Origin of the sequence: Marinobacter flavimaris (assembly GCF_045057155.1) — a bacterium.
Classification (GTDB): Bacteria; Pseudomonadota; Gammaproteobacteria; order Pseudomonadales; family Oleiphilaceae; genus Marinobacter; species Marinobacter manganoxydans.
This window is the reverse complement of the sequence record NZ_CP171359.1, coordinates 2,729,212-2,743,485: the sequence shown is the minus strand read 5'-3', so window position 1 is coordinate 2,743,485 and position 14,274 is coordinate 2,729,212. Positions and strand designations below refer to the sequence as shown.

The following is a 14,274-nucleotide window of genomic DNA, read 5'->3' as shown; positions in this document are numbered from 1 at the left end:
CTCATGAACAGATTAAGTCGTTTCGTTGCCTGTTCCGTGTTCGTCGCCTTGCCTGCCTTTGCTTTTGCTCAGGGCAACTCCGGGCAAATGCCAGGTGCTGGCATGATGAATCAGGAACAAGTGCAGCAGATGAATGAAAACATGGCACGCATGCAGGCCATGATGCAGGAAATGCGAAACGCCGACTCCAACGCTGAACGCCAGAGACTGCGCGAGCAACACATGGAATACATGCAGGAGCACATGCAGATGATGCGTGGCGGCATGATGGGCCCCGGGATGATGGGCCAGGGCATGATGGGCAATGGTCAGGGAATGATGGGTAATGGCCAGGGCATGATGAACAACCAGGGCATGATGAACAATCAAGGCCAGGGTAAAAAGCAGTCTGGCCATGCCCAGGGCAACCGTTCTGGTGGTCCGGGGATGGACAACGAGCAGCGCCTGGAAATGATGGAAAACCGGATGAACCAGATGCAGATGATGATGGAGCAAATGCTGGAGCATCAGCGGCAACTGAACCGCAACTGATGCGGGTAAGCGGTCTAGTCGAACAGTGACAGCTGATCGGATTGCTGCTTCGATGGCACGCGGGGGCGTTTCTGAACAGGTCCCTTGCGACTGCCGTGTCGTAGCAGCACCCGATCTGTTTCTGTCTTGCTAACACGCTGCTTGCGAAAGTCGCCAACCGCCTTACGGGCAACCCGGGCCGCCTGTTCATGATCGCACACCGGCGAGATGTAGGTGTTGCCGCCGTAACGCTCTTTCTGGGCCGGTGTCATTAACCAGGGGGTGTGGATCATTTCACTGGGCACGCCAGCCAGCTCGGGTATCCAGCGCCGGATGAACTCGCCATCGGGGTCCAGTTTCCGGCTTTGCAACACCGGGTTGTAGATTCGTAGGGCATTGATGCCGGTCAGGCCGGACTGCATCTGGGTCTGGGAGTAGTGAATGCCAGGCTCAAAATCGGTAAACAGCCGGGCCAGGTGAAGGGCGGGATCGCGCCAGTGCAGCCACAGCTGATAACTGGCGATTGCCATCAGCATGGCCCGCATCCGGAAGTTGATCCAGCCCGAATGATTAAGTGCACGCATGCTGGCATCCACCAGGGGCCAGCCCGTCTGGCCTTCCTGCCAACGCTGCAGGCGTTCGGTATCATTGGGCCCGGTTTTTAGCGCCTCCATTTCCCGGTGCATGGCCCGGAATTCCAGCTCCGGTTCGTCCTCCAGTTTCTGGATGAAATGGCAGTGCCAGTGCAATCGCGACCGGAAACTGGTCAGGCTTTTCTTTTTCCGGGGCAGGGTGTTGCGGTGATTGCCGGTGGCCTTGGCCTCCTGGTAAATCTCCCGCAGGCTGACGGTGCCGTAGGCAATGTGCGGGCTGAGGCGCGAGCAGGCCCTGACCGCAGTATTCGGGCTGGAGATGTTGTACTGGTAGCCGACGCAGCGGCGGTCGAGGAAAGAGGTGAGTAGTTTTTCGCCTCGGGTGCTTCCTCCGGCCTGACGGTCCGGGCAGCTATCAGGCAGTGTGAAGTCCCGGCTGTCGTAGCCACTGGCATCGCCCTCGATGCCTTTCATTTCCGGTATTCTTGCTGGGGCCTCTAGCAACCGCTGACGCATCAGCTCGGTCCAGGCTCTGTCCCAGACATTCCGGTCGCCCAAGCGGCGAACCACACCGAACTGGTTCCACTCGCGGAATTCCACCTGGTTTTCCGAGCACCAGCCAATGACTGCCTTGTCTCGCTCGAAGGTCCAGTGCCCGCCGGTTTCCTGGTGGCAGAACACGCGTTTGACGTCTTGCCTGGCCTGAAGCTGTTTCAGCGTATCAATCACCGACCCTCTCATCACCAGGAGCCGGCTGCCGGCCTTTCGCAACTGCCGGTCAAGATCGTCCAGGGAGTCTCTGATAAACGCCCATTGACGGCCGCTGGTGTCCGGCAGTTGCCAGTATTCGTCCTCGATCACATACAGCGGTATGACCGGTTCGCCCAGGCTGGCCGCTGCCACCAGGGGGGCATGATCCCGGGTACGCAGGTCGCGCTTGAACCACACCACGGTGGTCATGAGAGTGCGTTCCGCTCGCGCCGGCAACGTTCGCTGCAGTAGCGAACATTTTCCCAGTCTTTCGCCCATTTTTTGCGCCAGGCAAACGGGCGCTGGCAGACCGGGCAGGTTTTCTCCGGGAGATTGAGTTTCTTATGGGGCACCAGTGTCTTCCATTCGGGATGTAGGGCTTTCTACGTCTGCTCCGCAGGGCGGGATCAGCGCCCGAGGCGGCGACAGGTATGGGTATCAGGAGCGTGATCCCTGTGCCAGCTGGGCCAGATCTTCACTGATCTGCTCTGGCGACAGTCCGGGTCGCAGGAGCAGCCGGGCGTTGCCGTCGCGATCGAAAACGTAAACGGCGCTGCTGTGTGAAACGTTGTAGTTGCCGCTGGCGTCGGGTTCGTCGTAACCGAAGGTGGTCCGGTAGCGTTTGGCGAGTTTTCGAAGCGCGGGTTCTTCTGCAGTCAGGCCAACGACCCGATCGCCGAAGAAATTCACGTAACTGGCCAGGCGTTCCGGGGTATCCCTGCGCGGGTCAACGCTTACGAACAGGGTGGTGACGTCGTCCCGATACTTTTCGGGAAGTTGCTGAACCGAGCGGCGCAGATCAGTCAGCGTGGTCGGGCAGACATCCGGGCAGGAGGTGAAGCCGAAATACACCAGGCGGATGTTGCCCTGCGAGTCTGCGGGAGTGACAGTGTTTCCGTCGGTGCCCTGGAGCTGGAACTGGAGCCTGGGCATCAGGCCCGAGATGTCCTTGCCATGCCAGCTTTCCTCATTCCCGGCACAGCCGGCGAGCATCAGGGCAACGAAAACAGGCCATAGTGGCAGCGTTCTGTTCATGCGTTTCCTCCTGCCATCGAGCGGCTTTTGGGGAATTTGCCATCTTCATGCATGGCCCGGCGGAGCACAATCAGGATGCCAATGATGCTCATCATGGCCGGGGGAATCCAGGTCAGCAGACCGCCCAGTAACTGGTCGGTTTCCGGGGGCATGGGCCAGGCCCGGCCGCAGACTTCGTAGACGTCATAAACCATGCCGCGGGAAAACACGATCCAGGCCCCGAGAATCATCTGGGGGATCGCCACCAGCGCCAGCAGGAGTATACGTTTGCCGTAGCCCAGGGCACTGGTGATGGCCGGGGAGCGGGGATCGAAGATCAGCCACCAGAACAGCAGGCCGTCCAGCAGCATGCTCCAGTTCATGATCCAGTACAGCTGCCGGCTGAGCATGGCGTCAAAATGGATGGACGGCCTAAATCCAGCCCAGCGGCTGCAGCCAGTAGCGAACAGAAAGTGAGATCTTCTGGTACCAGAATCGCATCACGGGCAGTGGATTGGACAGCGCAATCAGGCTCGGCCCCTAGTGGTGAAGAATCAGGTGCTGGCCCCGATGGACGAAAAACATGTACTGGGAGTAGTAATCAAATCGGGTCTGCATCACCGCGTAACAGAGCATGACCCCGAGCGTGAAAGTGATGATGCGGCCCGATCCCGGCCGGTCCTGCTCCGGCATCCTCAGTAGCCCGACACCATAAAACCCGAGCACCAGCATATAACTGAGCAGGGTCAGCGGTGAAAAATCATAGGGCAGCAGGTAGCTCGATACTGGCATGGATCAGACTCGATGCGTGCACGCATTGGAAACCGGGTTTATCTTTCTTGTCAGTACCGCCGAGTTTTGCCGGCCCGGCGGCGGATTTCAAGGCCGGCTTCAGGAAACTTCTGATGGAGGCGGAGCATGGCCCGATTCTGTGATTCCATTTCAGCGCCGTCAGTGCTGATTTTCGACTGGCATGGCACCCTGGTAGACACCCACGATGCCATGTTCAGTGCTATGGAAGACATGTTGCCGCAGTTGGAGGATCTGGGGCTGGTGGAGCGGCTGCTGCCGGAGGATAAATGCCGAACATCGGATGATGCCCGCCTGGTGCGTTACATCCGTATCTTCCGGCGCCTGCATCCGCGCATTCTGGCGGAGCGCCGGGTGTCGAGGACCGATATTTTCAACGCCATCTTCGGGGATGACAAAGAAGCCAAGCTGATCGCTCACAAGGCCTACAACGAGGCCTATCGCCGCTATTTCGGGCAGGTAAAACCGTTCCAGCCCGGCGCCTATGAGTATCTCTCCGCCCTGAAAGCCATGGGTATCCGGCTGGCGGTATCCACCAACCGGAACCGGGAGTTTCTGGATCGGGAATTACAGACGGTGGACGAAGGCCGATGGCGGAACCTGTTTGATGCCACGGTGTGTGCCGACGACGTAACCGAGTATAAACCCGATCCGGAGGTGATTCTCAAAGCGCTTGAAAAGCTCGGTCTGCCAGCGGATGAAACGGCCTGGTATGTCGGCGACAGCTACGTCGACATGCTCACCGCCAACAAGGCCGGCGTCTCGGGCGTGTTCTACAACGGCGCCTGCTGGGAATCCGGCCGGATCGACAGCTGGTTTTCGCACCGGGACGCGCCCGCGGCCATTCTGGACAGCTTTGAGGACCTCATGGACCTTTTAGCCCTGCTTGAGCGGAGCCAGCCGGAGGCCTTCGAACAAACGCCTGCCGAGGTTCGCCCCCGGCCGTTTCCGCCGCCACAGCGACCCGAGCCAAGAATTGAGCCGGACTGGCACCCGGCGGTGGTCAAGCTCATCCGTCCGGCAGTCATCCTGTTCGACTGGCACGCCACCCTGGTAGATACCCTCGACGCCATGTACCACGCGGTGGACGACATGCTGCCGGATTTCCACAAGCTGCAGCTTATGGACCGTATGGTGGCGCCGGAAGACAGCAAAACCCCGGAAGATGTGAAGCTGGTGGCCTACGTGCGGGAGTTTGCGAAGCTGCATCCGAAGGTGAAGGCAGACCGCAAGATTTCCCGAACCGATATCTTTGAGGTGTTGTTCGGGGATGACCAGGAAGCCAAGCAGATTGCCCACCAGGCGTTCAACCACCACTACCGGAAACACTACGGTACCGTGAAGGCGTTTGAGCCGAAGGTGCGCGAAGTTCTGGAAGGGTTACGGCGGCTGGGCATCCAGGTGGGTGTCATTACCAACCGGGACCGCGAGTTTTTCGAGCACGAACTGGCGGCGGTGGAGGATACCGGCTGGACGCATCTGTTTGATGTCGACGTCTGCGGCGACGATACACCCCTGCGCAAGCCCCACCCGGATCAACTGCTGCTGGCGGTCCAGAAACTGGATTACCCGCCCGACCCGAGTGTGTGGTACGTGGGCGATAGCACGACTGACGTTATTGCCGCCAAGCGCGCGGGCCTGACCTCGGCATTCTTCAACGGGGCCCAGTGGGATCTGCCCTGGCTGAACAAGATTTTTCCGGGTACCCACAAACACCCGGATAAGCCGGATGTGGTGGTCAACGACTTCTCGGAGTTCTGGGCTCTGGTGTTGGCCTGTGAAGTCGGACCGCCCTGAGCAAAAGATCAGGACGCCAAAGTTCTGACCTAGAGCTTTTCAATATTGGCGATCAGATTCTCCGCGCGCTTGAGCAGCGCTTCCCGTTTCTCGGGCTTCTGCTTGTCCCAGTTCCGGTACATCATGCCCATACGCGGGTTTTTGGCAAAGTCGTCCCGATGGCGATCGATGAAATGCCAGTACAGGGCGTTGAACGGGCAGGCGTCATCTTCGGTGGCCTTGTTCACCTTATAATGACAGTTGGCGCAGTGGTCCGACATGCGCTGGATGTACTTGCCGCTGGCGGCATAGGGCTTTGAGCCCAGGTAGCCGCCATCGGCGTGCATCACCATGCCAAGCACGTTGGGCAGTTCCACCCAGTCGTAGGCATCGGCGTATACCGCAAGGTACCAGTCGCAGATCTCCTCCGGCTTGATGCCGGCCAGCAGCGCGAAGTTGCCGGTAACCATCAGGCGCTGAATGTGGTGGGCGTAGGCGTTACGACGGGTGGCATCAATGGCCTTGTGCATGCACCGCATCCTGGTGTCCCCGGTCCAATAGAACCAGGGCAGGGCGCGGGTGTTGCCCAGGCGGTTTTCTTTGGCATATCCCGGCATGTTCATCCAGTAAATGCCCCGCACGAATTCGCGCCATCCAAGGATCTGCCGTATAAAGCCCTCCACCGCGTTGATCGGCGCCCGCCCCGAATACCACGCCTGAGCTGCCGCTTCGCAAATGGCCAAAGGGTCCAGAAGCCCGGAATTGATATAGGGCGACAGGATGGAGTGAAACAGCCAGTCCTCGGTATCGGAAATCGCGTCCTGATAATCCCCGAAACAGGGCAGAGCGAAATCGATGAAGTGCTCAAGCGCAGCTTCTGCGTCCTCGGCCGTTACAGCAAAATGGAAATCGCCGGTGGTGCCGAAATGATCGCCGAAATGCTCGTCCACCAGACCGATCACATCCCGGGTAATGGCATCCGGCTCTATCCGGAATGGCGCCGGCGCCGGCGGTTTGCCGGTCCATTTCTTCCGGTTGTCCGCATCGAAGTTCCACTGCCCGCCCTCGGGCTCACCCTCAGATGTCATCAACAACCCGGTCTTGCGCCGCATCTCCCGGTAGAAGAATTCCATCCGCAGCTGCTTGCGGCCCTCTGCCCAGTCGGCAAACTCCTGTTTGGATGCAATAAACCGTGTATCCGGCCGGATCTCCACCGGCACCCCGAGGCGTTCGTGCCAGCCACTGATCTGCTCATGCAGTCGCCATTCGCCACACTCGGTGGTGATTACTTTTTCCGCATTGAGCCGCTTCACCTGTTCGCCAACCACGGCCTCAAGGCTCTGGTGTTGGTTGTCCGGATGATAGGCCTGGTAATGAACCTGCCAGCCATCGCTCTCCAGTTGCCGGGCAAAGTGACGCATGGCACTGAACAGCAGCACGATTTTCTTCTTGTGGTGGTTGGTGTAGCTGGCCTCGTCGTGTACCTCCGCCATTACCACCAGATCCCGGTCCCGGTCGGCGTTTTCGAGTGCGTTGATGTCTCTCGTTAATTGGTCGCCGAGGATCAGAATCAGGTTGGCCATGGTGAGGAATTCTCCAGTCAGTATGCTGCGGGCTATGCCCACAAAGGGGTAAACCAAGTACGCCAAGAGCCCAAGGGTGGTTCAGTAACCGGACTGGTAAACTGAAACCATCAGTCACCTGACCCGAATCAAAAAACCAGTCAAAGGATTGCCCTAAAATGCCGGCAAATCCTGGATGCCCCCGTTTTACCCCAGAGCGCCTATTATGACCTCCACACCCGCACTCAAAGCCCAAGACTCAACACTGCCAGAATTCATCTGGGATGACGCCCTGATTCGCCGCTACGACCTCAGCGGCCCGAGGTACACCTCCTACCCCACGGCCGTGGAGTTCAACCAGAACTACCCCATTGAAGACATGGTCAAAGCTGCGGCTCGCAGCAAGGCCAGTGGCCGGCCGCTGTCGCTGTATACCCACCTGCCGTTCTGCGCGCACCTCTGCTACTACTGCGCCTGCAACAAGGTCATCACCAAAAAGCGTGACAAGGCCATGCCTTACGTAGAGCGGGTGCTGAAAGAGGCGGCCATTCAGTCAAAACTGTTCGGGGCCGACCGGCCAGTGACCCAGCTGCACTGGGGCGGCGGTACTCCCACGTTCCTGCCAAAAGATGTGATGGAACACCTGATGGCGGGTTACGGGGAGCTGTTCAACCTGCAAACCGGTGAAGAGCGGGATTACAGTGTGGAGATTGACCCGCGGGAAGTGGATCAGGATACCCTGCCAACCCTTTGGAACCTCGGCTTTAACCGGATCAGTCTGGGGGTACAGGATGTAAACCCGGAGGTTCAGAAAGCGGTCAACCGCATCCAGCCCCGGGCCATGACCGAAGCCGTGCTCAATGAGGCGCGGCGCATCGGCTTCCGTTCTATTAACCTGGACCTGATCTACGGCCTGCCGTACCAGACGCCGGAGAGCTTTGCGGAGACGCTGGAGGCGGTGATCGAGATGTCGCCGGACCGGCTGTCAGTGTTCAGCTATGCCCACCTGCCGGAGCGTTTCTATCCGCAGACCCGGATTCAGGGCGACACCCTGCCCAGCCCCCAGCAGAAGCTGGCCATCCTGCACAACACCATCAACCGCCTTCTGGAGGCCGGCTACGAATACATCGGTATGGACCACTTCGCCAAGCCGGATGACAGCCTGGCCGTTGCGCAACGGGAGGGGCGCCTGCACCGGAATTTCCAGGGCTACACCACCCACTCCGAATGCGATCTGGTCTCCCTTGGCGTTTCCGCGATCGGTCAGACAGATGATGCCTATTTCCAGAACAATCACGACCTGCCTTCCTGGGAGGCGGCCATTGATGCGGGCCAGCTGGCCATCACCAAAGGCGTCAACCTCACTCGGGACGACCGAATCCGCCGCTGGGTGATCGGCCAGCTGATTTGCCAGTTCCGGCTGGACCGTCAGCTGTTTGCAGATGTCTGGCAGGAAGATCTGAACCGTTATTTTGCCGATGAGCTCAGCCGTTTGAAGCCGATGATTCAGGATGAGTTGATTGCTGATGATGGCAATGCCCTTCAGGTTCAGCCCGCCGGCCGGCTGCTAATCCGGGCCATCTGCCAGATTTTTGATTTGTACCGCAAAGAGGGCGCCAGCCAGCGGTTCTCACGGATTATCTGATAGTAGCGGCAGGGTCGGGGTCAGAAGAGTGCTTTCTTCTGACCCCATGTTCATTTGCAGAGCCAAAAAAGGGGCTGCCCGTTACCGGACAGCCCCTTTCACGGTTGCTGGCATTAGCTGTAGGCCGGCACCTTGAACTCGTTGGCCAGGTCCTGCAGGACCCTGGCCAGCCGTGCCTGCTCGCCGGTCACCTGGGTGATTTCCTGGGAGCCGGTGAGGGTCAGGATCGCCGCTTCACTGACCGATTCCATATTGCCCGCCAGTTCCCGGGTAACCGCGACCTGCTCTTCGGAGGCGGTGGCAATCTGGCTGGCCATATCGGAGATGCTGTTCACATCGGTCAGGATATCGGCGAAGGTCTGTTCCAGTTCTGACGCCTGCTCGCTGGTGGCATTCGCCAGTTTGTGGCTTTCCACAATCGAACGGCTGGCACTGTCGGTAATGCTCTGGAAACCGTTGATAATCTCCTCAATTTGGGTCGTAGACTCATGGGTCTGTCGTGCCAGGGTCCGGACTTCGTCGGCAACCACGGCAAACCCTCGGCCGTGCTCGCCTGCGCGGGCGGCTTCAATCGCTGCGTTCAACGCCAGCAGGTTGGTTTGATCGGCAACCTTCCGGATTACGTCCACCACGTCGGCGATAGTTGAGCTGCGGTTCTCCAGTTCTTCGATTACCTCATTCACCTTCTGAACCGACTTCGCCAGGGAACGAATACTCTTCACGCTACCGTGCAGCACCTGCTCGCCACTGCGGCTTTTCTCCATGGCACTGCGGGCAGCATCGGCCACCTGCTGGGTGTTCCGGGAGATTTCCTCGGAGGTGGCCGACATTTCTTCGGTCGCCGCAGCCACCTGCTCGATCTGTTGCTGCTGGTTTTTCACCTGGCTGGCGTTCTGGCCGGCCGTAGAACTGGTCTCTTCCGTGGCAGTGGCCAGCTGGACGCTGGATTTGTCGATGTGCAGCAGGGCATTGCCAAAGCGTCCGAACAGCTCGTTAATGGCCTTGCCAATGGTGCCCACCTCATCATGACTGGAAATGTCGATGCTTCGAGTCAGATCTTTGTTGTCCATAGCAAAGCGAACGCCCTCAAGCAGTCGGCCGACTTGCAGGTTGATGGCACGGATAATGATGAACACCAGCAGCAGCACGGCCAGGACGGCGCCCGCTGACAGCGCTGACGCTAAGATCAGGTCACCACGGGCCGCTGACACTTCGCGATCAGCCAGTGCCATGACGCCAGTCAATAGATCGGTGCGCATGGCATTCAGAGAGCCAATCCGTTTGGTGGTTGTGGCAAACCATTCGGCGGCATCCAGGGCATACATGCCGGAAGGGCTGCTGAAAAGGGTGGCGCGTTGCGCCTCCAGTGCCTGACGCTCGCCAGAAACTGACTGTGATTCCAGTAAGGCGCGCCTTGGGTCATCACTCGTCAATAGAGTGATCGCGCTATCCAGATGTGCATCCTGTTGTCCGGCCAGGCTGGCAACCTGACGGAGTGTCGGCAGATCAAACTCGCCACTACGAATGAGTGATGCGCCTATCGCACGTTCCCGTCCGGCTCTCTCCGCGAGTTCGGCCAGGGCATGGTAGGCTTTTACGTCCCGAGTCAGTTGCGGGTCGGTTGAGCGACGCACGATCATGCCAATCCGGTCGATCAGCGCGACGATGGTATCGGTGTAATACCGGGCGGATTCCACCGGCGCAATCGAGCGACTGTCTACCGAGCGACGGATGGATGCGAGGTTGGCGAGGCTGCGTTCAACGTTCGCAATGTTTGCCTCGACGGTATTGTCAAAAACGGTTTCAGCGGTGAGCGCCTGGATCTCTCGACGATAGGTTGCAATCCTCGCATCCGTTTCCCGCCGTTGTTCGGCCAGTGCATTTTCGACGCGCTTGCCCGCCTCTTGGTTGGTGTCGCTGGCAAGCAGCACGGCTGATCGGCCCCGCTCCTTCTGGAGTGACTCTGTCAGCGGGTCACCTGTCTTTGCCAGGTCAACCATGGCACCGAGTTTTTGCATATCGCTGAGCTTGCCGTAGTTCGATGTAATGCTGTCGACGGCGAAAAAGACGATCACCAACAGGGCCGGCACTACCAGAGTAGTCAGCTTGCCCCGCATGGAGAGGTTGTTGATGATGTGCATTGTCTTGCCTCTGTTGAGTAGAAACTGCACGTATTATCAGCGAACGACAGAGCGGTCTCTATTCACGATAAGGGGTAACGAGGAGGTAGATGTTCGTGTGTAAGATCCTGTAAGAACTTGTTAGTCAGCTGTTTTTGCGTTGGTTTTCTGCGGAGTCTTGAGGGAACATGGAGTATCACCTCTTGGGTATTCAGCCTGTTACCCGCCGCACAGTGATTTGAGTCAAAACCTCTCTTTTTTTCGTCCGTTATTTTCGAGGCTGCTACAAGTATGCGGGCAGGTGCTAGTCTTTTATTCAATTGATTCAATTCGGGAAGCTCTTTGCTATGAAACAGCGGCCATTGGCCAGATACCTTTCACGTCTCATCTGGCTGGGCGTCACCCCCCTGATTCTGGTTGCCGCCGGGATAGCTGCGCATACGGTAATGGGGCACCAAGAGGACATGAGAGAGCGGGCAGTTTTCCTGGTAAATGATGCCGTCGCAGATGTCGACAACTATCTGGATGCCAGGATAAGGGCTTTGGGAATACTGGCAGACTCTGAATTTGTCGATACCCCCTCTCAGTGGAATCAGCTTTACAGGCTTGCCCGAGATTTTCACAATAATTTTGGAAGCCCGGTTCTGTTTGCGGATGTGGGTGAACCAATGAAGATGCTGTTTAACACCCGATCCCCCTTTGGAACGTCATTGCCTCCGGTGCCAAAACCGGCTGGTCATGCGGCAGCCCCCAGAGCGCTGGAAACTCGGGCGCCGGCAGTCGGCGATACCTTTACCGGTCCCATCACTGGAACCAGATTGGTTGCTATTGCGGTTCCCGTTCTAAGGAACGATGCGGTTCAGCATCTTCTGATAAGCCCGATGGATGTCTCCGAGTTCCAGATTCGCATCGCAGAATTGGAATTACCCGGCGGTTGGTCTTTAAGCCTGATTGATGGCACAGGCGAAGTTATTGCGAAAAACTCACCAAACAGTGTTCAGTCCGGGTCGGAGGATGGTGCATGGGTGAGCACCAGTGAGCCGATCGGGCTTGCTCCCTGGACGATCAGGATTGATATCCCGGAGTCTGCATACAGCGCACTGTTTTGGAGAGAGGTCCTGGCTCTGCTGTTGATCATCGGGTTAGCGATTGTGCTGGGAGCTGTGCTGGGCTCGGCTGCGGGAAGGCCGATCATTCGTCAATTGCAGTCGCTCGCCATTTCCAATCCAGACAGCGTTCTATCCCCCATCCAGGAAATTTCACAGGTCCAGGAGCGACTGAAGCAGGACTTCCGGCAAATCCGGGACAGTGAACAGCGACATCGGGAGTTATTCGAGGCCAATCCTCATCCCATGTGGGTTTATGATCTCGAAACCTTGAACTTTCTGGAGGTTAATGAAGCGGCGATTTACCAGTATGGGTACAGCCGTGAAGAATTTATGGGGATGACTATCAAGGATATTCGTCCGTCCGAAGACGTTGTTAGGCTTCTCGATAACGTGACAAAAGTAACAGAGGGCCTTAATGATACCGGTAGTGTCTGGCGCCACAGGACCAAGGGAGGGAGGTTGCTGGATGTTGAGATTATGTCCCACTTTCTGCTCTTCCAGGGCCGTCGGGCCGAGTTGGTGTTGGCTCATGACGTAACGGAGCAGAAGCGCGCGAAACGATTACTCAAGGACAATGCCAGGCAGCAGTTGCTGGTTGCCAGGCTCGGTCAGCTGGCGCTATCCGTTGACGGTGTCGATAAGGTTATCGAAAGCGCGTCCGAAGCTACTGCCGAAGGTTTGGGTACTACGTTCAGCAGGATTGCGTTGTTTGATCCTCAAAGGTCTGCCTTTGTCATGACCGCCGGCCTGGGTTGGGGCGCCGGGTGGGTAGGCCGAGAACTGGTCGACCAGGCTGAGGTTGCCCGTGCGCTGGCTGTGGTTCGAACTTCTGAACCTCTGACAGCTGACGATGTAATGAACGACGTCCGTTTCGCTGAGTCGGACCTGATAAAAAGCCACCACATTGCCAGTGGCGTGGACATTCTGATTGGTCAAACAGATAAGCCGTTGGGGGTTCTGGGCGCATACAGCGACTCGCCGAGGAGTTTTTCGGAGCAGGATGTCAGGTTTCTGCAGGGTATCGCCAATACACTTGCTGCGGTTATCGAACGTCATCAGTCTCATGAGCAGCTCAACTACATGGCCGTTCATGATGCCGTTACGGATCTTCCGAATCGGTTGTTAATGACGGATCGCCTTGATGTCGCCCTCCATCATGCAGAGCGCTCGAGCTTGAAGGTGGCGCTGCTTCTTGTCGATCTCGACCGCTTCAAGAACGTGAATGATGTTTTCGGCCATACTCTCGGTGACCGCTTGCTGCACGAAGTCGGGCAGAGGCTCTCTCATTGCGTACGAGCTGATGACACCGTGAGCAGGCAAAGTGGGGATGAGTTTATTGTTGTTCTTCCTGAAATAGAGGAAGAGCAGGACGCGGCACGTATTGCTGAGAAAATCATTCGGGCTGTTTCACGCCCTTTTACCATTGATGGTCAGGAGATTATTCTGGGCGTCAGTGTCGGGGTTGTCTGTTTTCCGGACAATGGTGAGGACTCCGAGACTCTGCTCAGGAATGCGGATGCTGCAATGCATGTGGCTCAGGGATTGGGGCGGAATCGGTATCAGTTTTATTCACCCGCAATGAATGAGCGTGCTCTGGAATTGATCGGGCTGGAGGGAGACCTTCGGTTCGCTCTGGAGAAAGACGAGCTTTTTCTCGTGTACCAACCTCAGATCAGTCTGGAAAGTGGCAAGATAGTAGGCCTCGAAGCACTTGTTCGCTGGCGCCATCCAGCCCGAGGGCTCATCTCGCCGGCCCAGTTTATTCCCATTGCAGAGGAGAGCGGACTAATCGTCGATATCGGCGCCTGGGTTCTTCAGGCTGCCTGTCGACAGCATGTGAGCTGGGTAGATGCTGGGCTGATATCCGGCACGATTGCGGTGAACGTGTCGGCTCACCAGTTCCGTCAGCCTGATTTCATAGATACGATTGAAGAAACGCTCACCCGTTGTGGGCTGCCTCCCGAATATCTGGAACTCGAGTTAACCGAGAGTGTGGTAATGCACGGTATCGAGGATGCTCTTAGGAAGCTGGAAGAGCTGGATCAGATCGGCATCAAGTTGGCCATTGATGATTTTGGCACGGGCTATTCCAGCCTGAGTTATCTCAAACAGTTTCCCTTGTTCCGTTTAAAAATAGATCAATCTTTCACGCGGGTATTACCAGAGGACCGGCAAGGTGGAGCCATTGCGAAAGCTATCATCCAGATGGGCCATACGCTTGGTCTCGAGGTGATCGCTGAAGGAATAGAAACATTTAAGCAAGAGCAATTTCTGAAAGCCCTTTCCTGCGACTCCGGTCAGGGCTATTTGTTCGCCAAACCGCTCAGCGCAGAGGAGTGTGGCGAGTTCTTGAAAGGTCGAACGAAGTGATCCAGCCCGTCTGCG

The 14,274-nt window shown here is 57.5% G+C and carries 9 protein-coding genes and 1 pseudogene; 4 read left to right on the top strand and 6 right to left on the bottom strand.

Annotated features, from left to right (window positions below; genetic code table 11):
- The first annotated feature begins 3 nt into the window (after nucleotides 1-3).
- The gene (locus ACGK9W_RS12945) at nucleotides 4-531 is read left to right on the top strand and encodes a hypothetical protein (RefSeq protein WP_405417089.1); all 528 of its coding nucleotides are present in this window, start codon (nucleotides 4-6) and stop codon (nucleotides 529-531) included.
- Between the two features lie 14 nt (nucleotides 532-545).
- Here the strand turns inward: ACGK9W_RS12945 and ACGK9W_RS12940 are convergent, their stop codons facing one another.
- From ACGK9W_RS12940 to ACGK9W_RS12925, 4 genes and pseudogenes are all read right to left on the bottom strand, one after another.
- A complete protein-coding gene (locus tag ACGK9W_RS12940; protein WP_405417087.1) occupies nucleotides 546-2,063 on the bottom strand; it encodes an FAD-binding domain-containing protein in 1,518 nt (505 codons plus the stop codon).
- A complete protein-coding gene (locus tag ACGK9W_RS12935; protein WP_008175434.1) occupies nucleotides 2,060-2,206 on the bottom strand; it encodes a DUF2256 domain-containing protein in 147 nt (48 codons plus the stop codon). The genes ACGK9W_RS12940 and ACGK9W_RS12935 overlap by 4 nt, the downstream gene beginning before the upstream one ends.
- 85 nt (nucleotides 2,207-2,291) lie before the next feature.
- Nucleotides 2,292-2,888 carry an SCO family protein gene (locus ACGK9W_RS12930; RefSeq protein WP_008175432.1) on the bottom strand — a complete coding sequence of 199 codons (597 nt, stop codon included), beginning with the start codon at nucleotides 2,886-2,888 and terminating at the stop codon, nucleotides 2,292-2,294.
- Nucleotides 2,885-3,659: pseudogene (locus ACGK9W_RS12925) on the bottom strand (cytochrome c oxidase assembly protein). Before ACGK9W_RS12925 ends, ACGK9W_RS12930 begins: the two are co-directional and overlap by 4 nt.
- A 126-nt stretch (nucleotides 3,660-3,785) precedes the next feature.
- On the opposite strand from ACGK9W_RS12925, the gene ACGK9W_RS12920 reads away from it, so the two are divergent.
- Complete coding sequence (locus tag ACGK9W_RS12920; protein ID WP_405417084.1) at nucleotides 3,786-5,474, top strand: HAD family hydrolase; 1,689 nt, start codon at nucleotides 3,786-3,788, stop codon at nucleotides 5,472-5,474.
- 29 nt (nucleotides 5,475-5,503) lie between these two features.
- Here the strand turns inward: ACGK9W_RS12920 and ACGK9W_RS12915 are convergent, their stop codons facing one another.
- Nucleotides 5,504-7,036 carry a cryptochrome/photolyase family protein gene (locus ACGK9W_RS12915; RefSeq protein WP_273083375.1) on the bottom strand — a complete coding sequence of 511 codons (1,533 nt, stop codon included), beginning with the start codon at nucleotides 7,034-7,036 and terminating at the stop codon, nucleotides 5,504-5,506.
- Nucleotides 7,037-7,241: 205 nt separating this feature from the next.
- Between ACGK9W_RS12915 and hemN the strand changes: the two genes are divergently transcribed.
- Nucleotides 7,242-8,660, top strand: a complete 1,419-nt coding sequence (gene hemN / locus ACGK9W_RS12910; protein ID WP_405417082.1) for an oxygen-independent coproporphyrinogen III oxidase — start codon at nucleotides 7,242-7,244, stop codon at nucleotides 8,658-8,660.
- 113 nt (nucleotides 8,661-8,773) lie between these two features.
- On the opposite strand, the gene ACGK9W_RS12905 is transcribed toward hemN, so the two are convergent.
- A complete protein-coding gene (locus ACGK9W_RS12905; protein WP_405417080.1) occupies nucleotides 8,774-10,801 on the bottom strand; it encodes a methyl-accepting chemotaxis protein in 2,028 nt (675 codons plus the stop codon).
- 326 nt (nucleotides 10,802-11,127) lie between these two features.
- Here ACGK9W_RS12905 and ACGK9W_RS12900 point away from each other — a divergent pair, with 326 nt between their 5' ends.
- Entirely contained in the window at nucleotides 11,128-14,259 is a 3,132-nt protein-coding gene (locus ACGK9W_RS12900; RefSeq protein WP_405417079.1) for an EAL domain-containing protein, read from the top strand.
- Nucleotides 14,260-14,274: the final 15 nt, after the last annotated feature.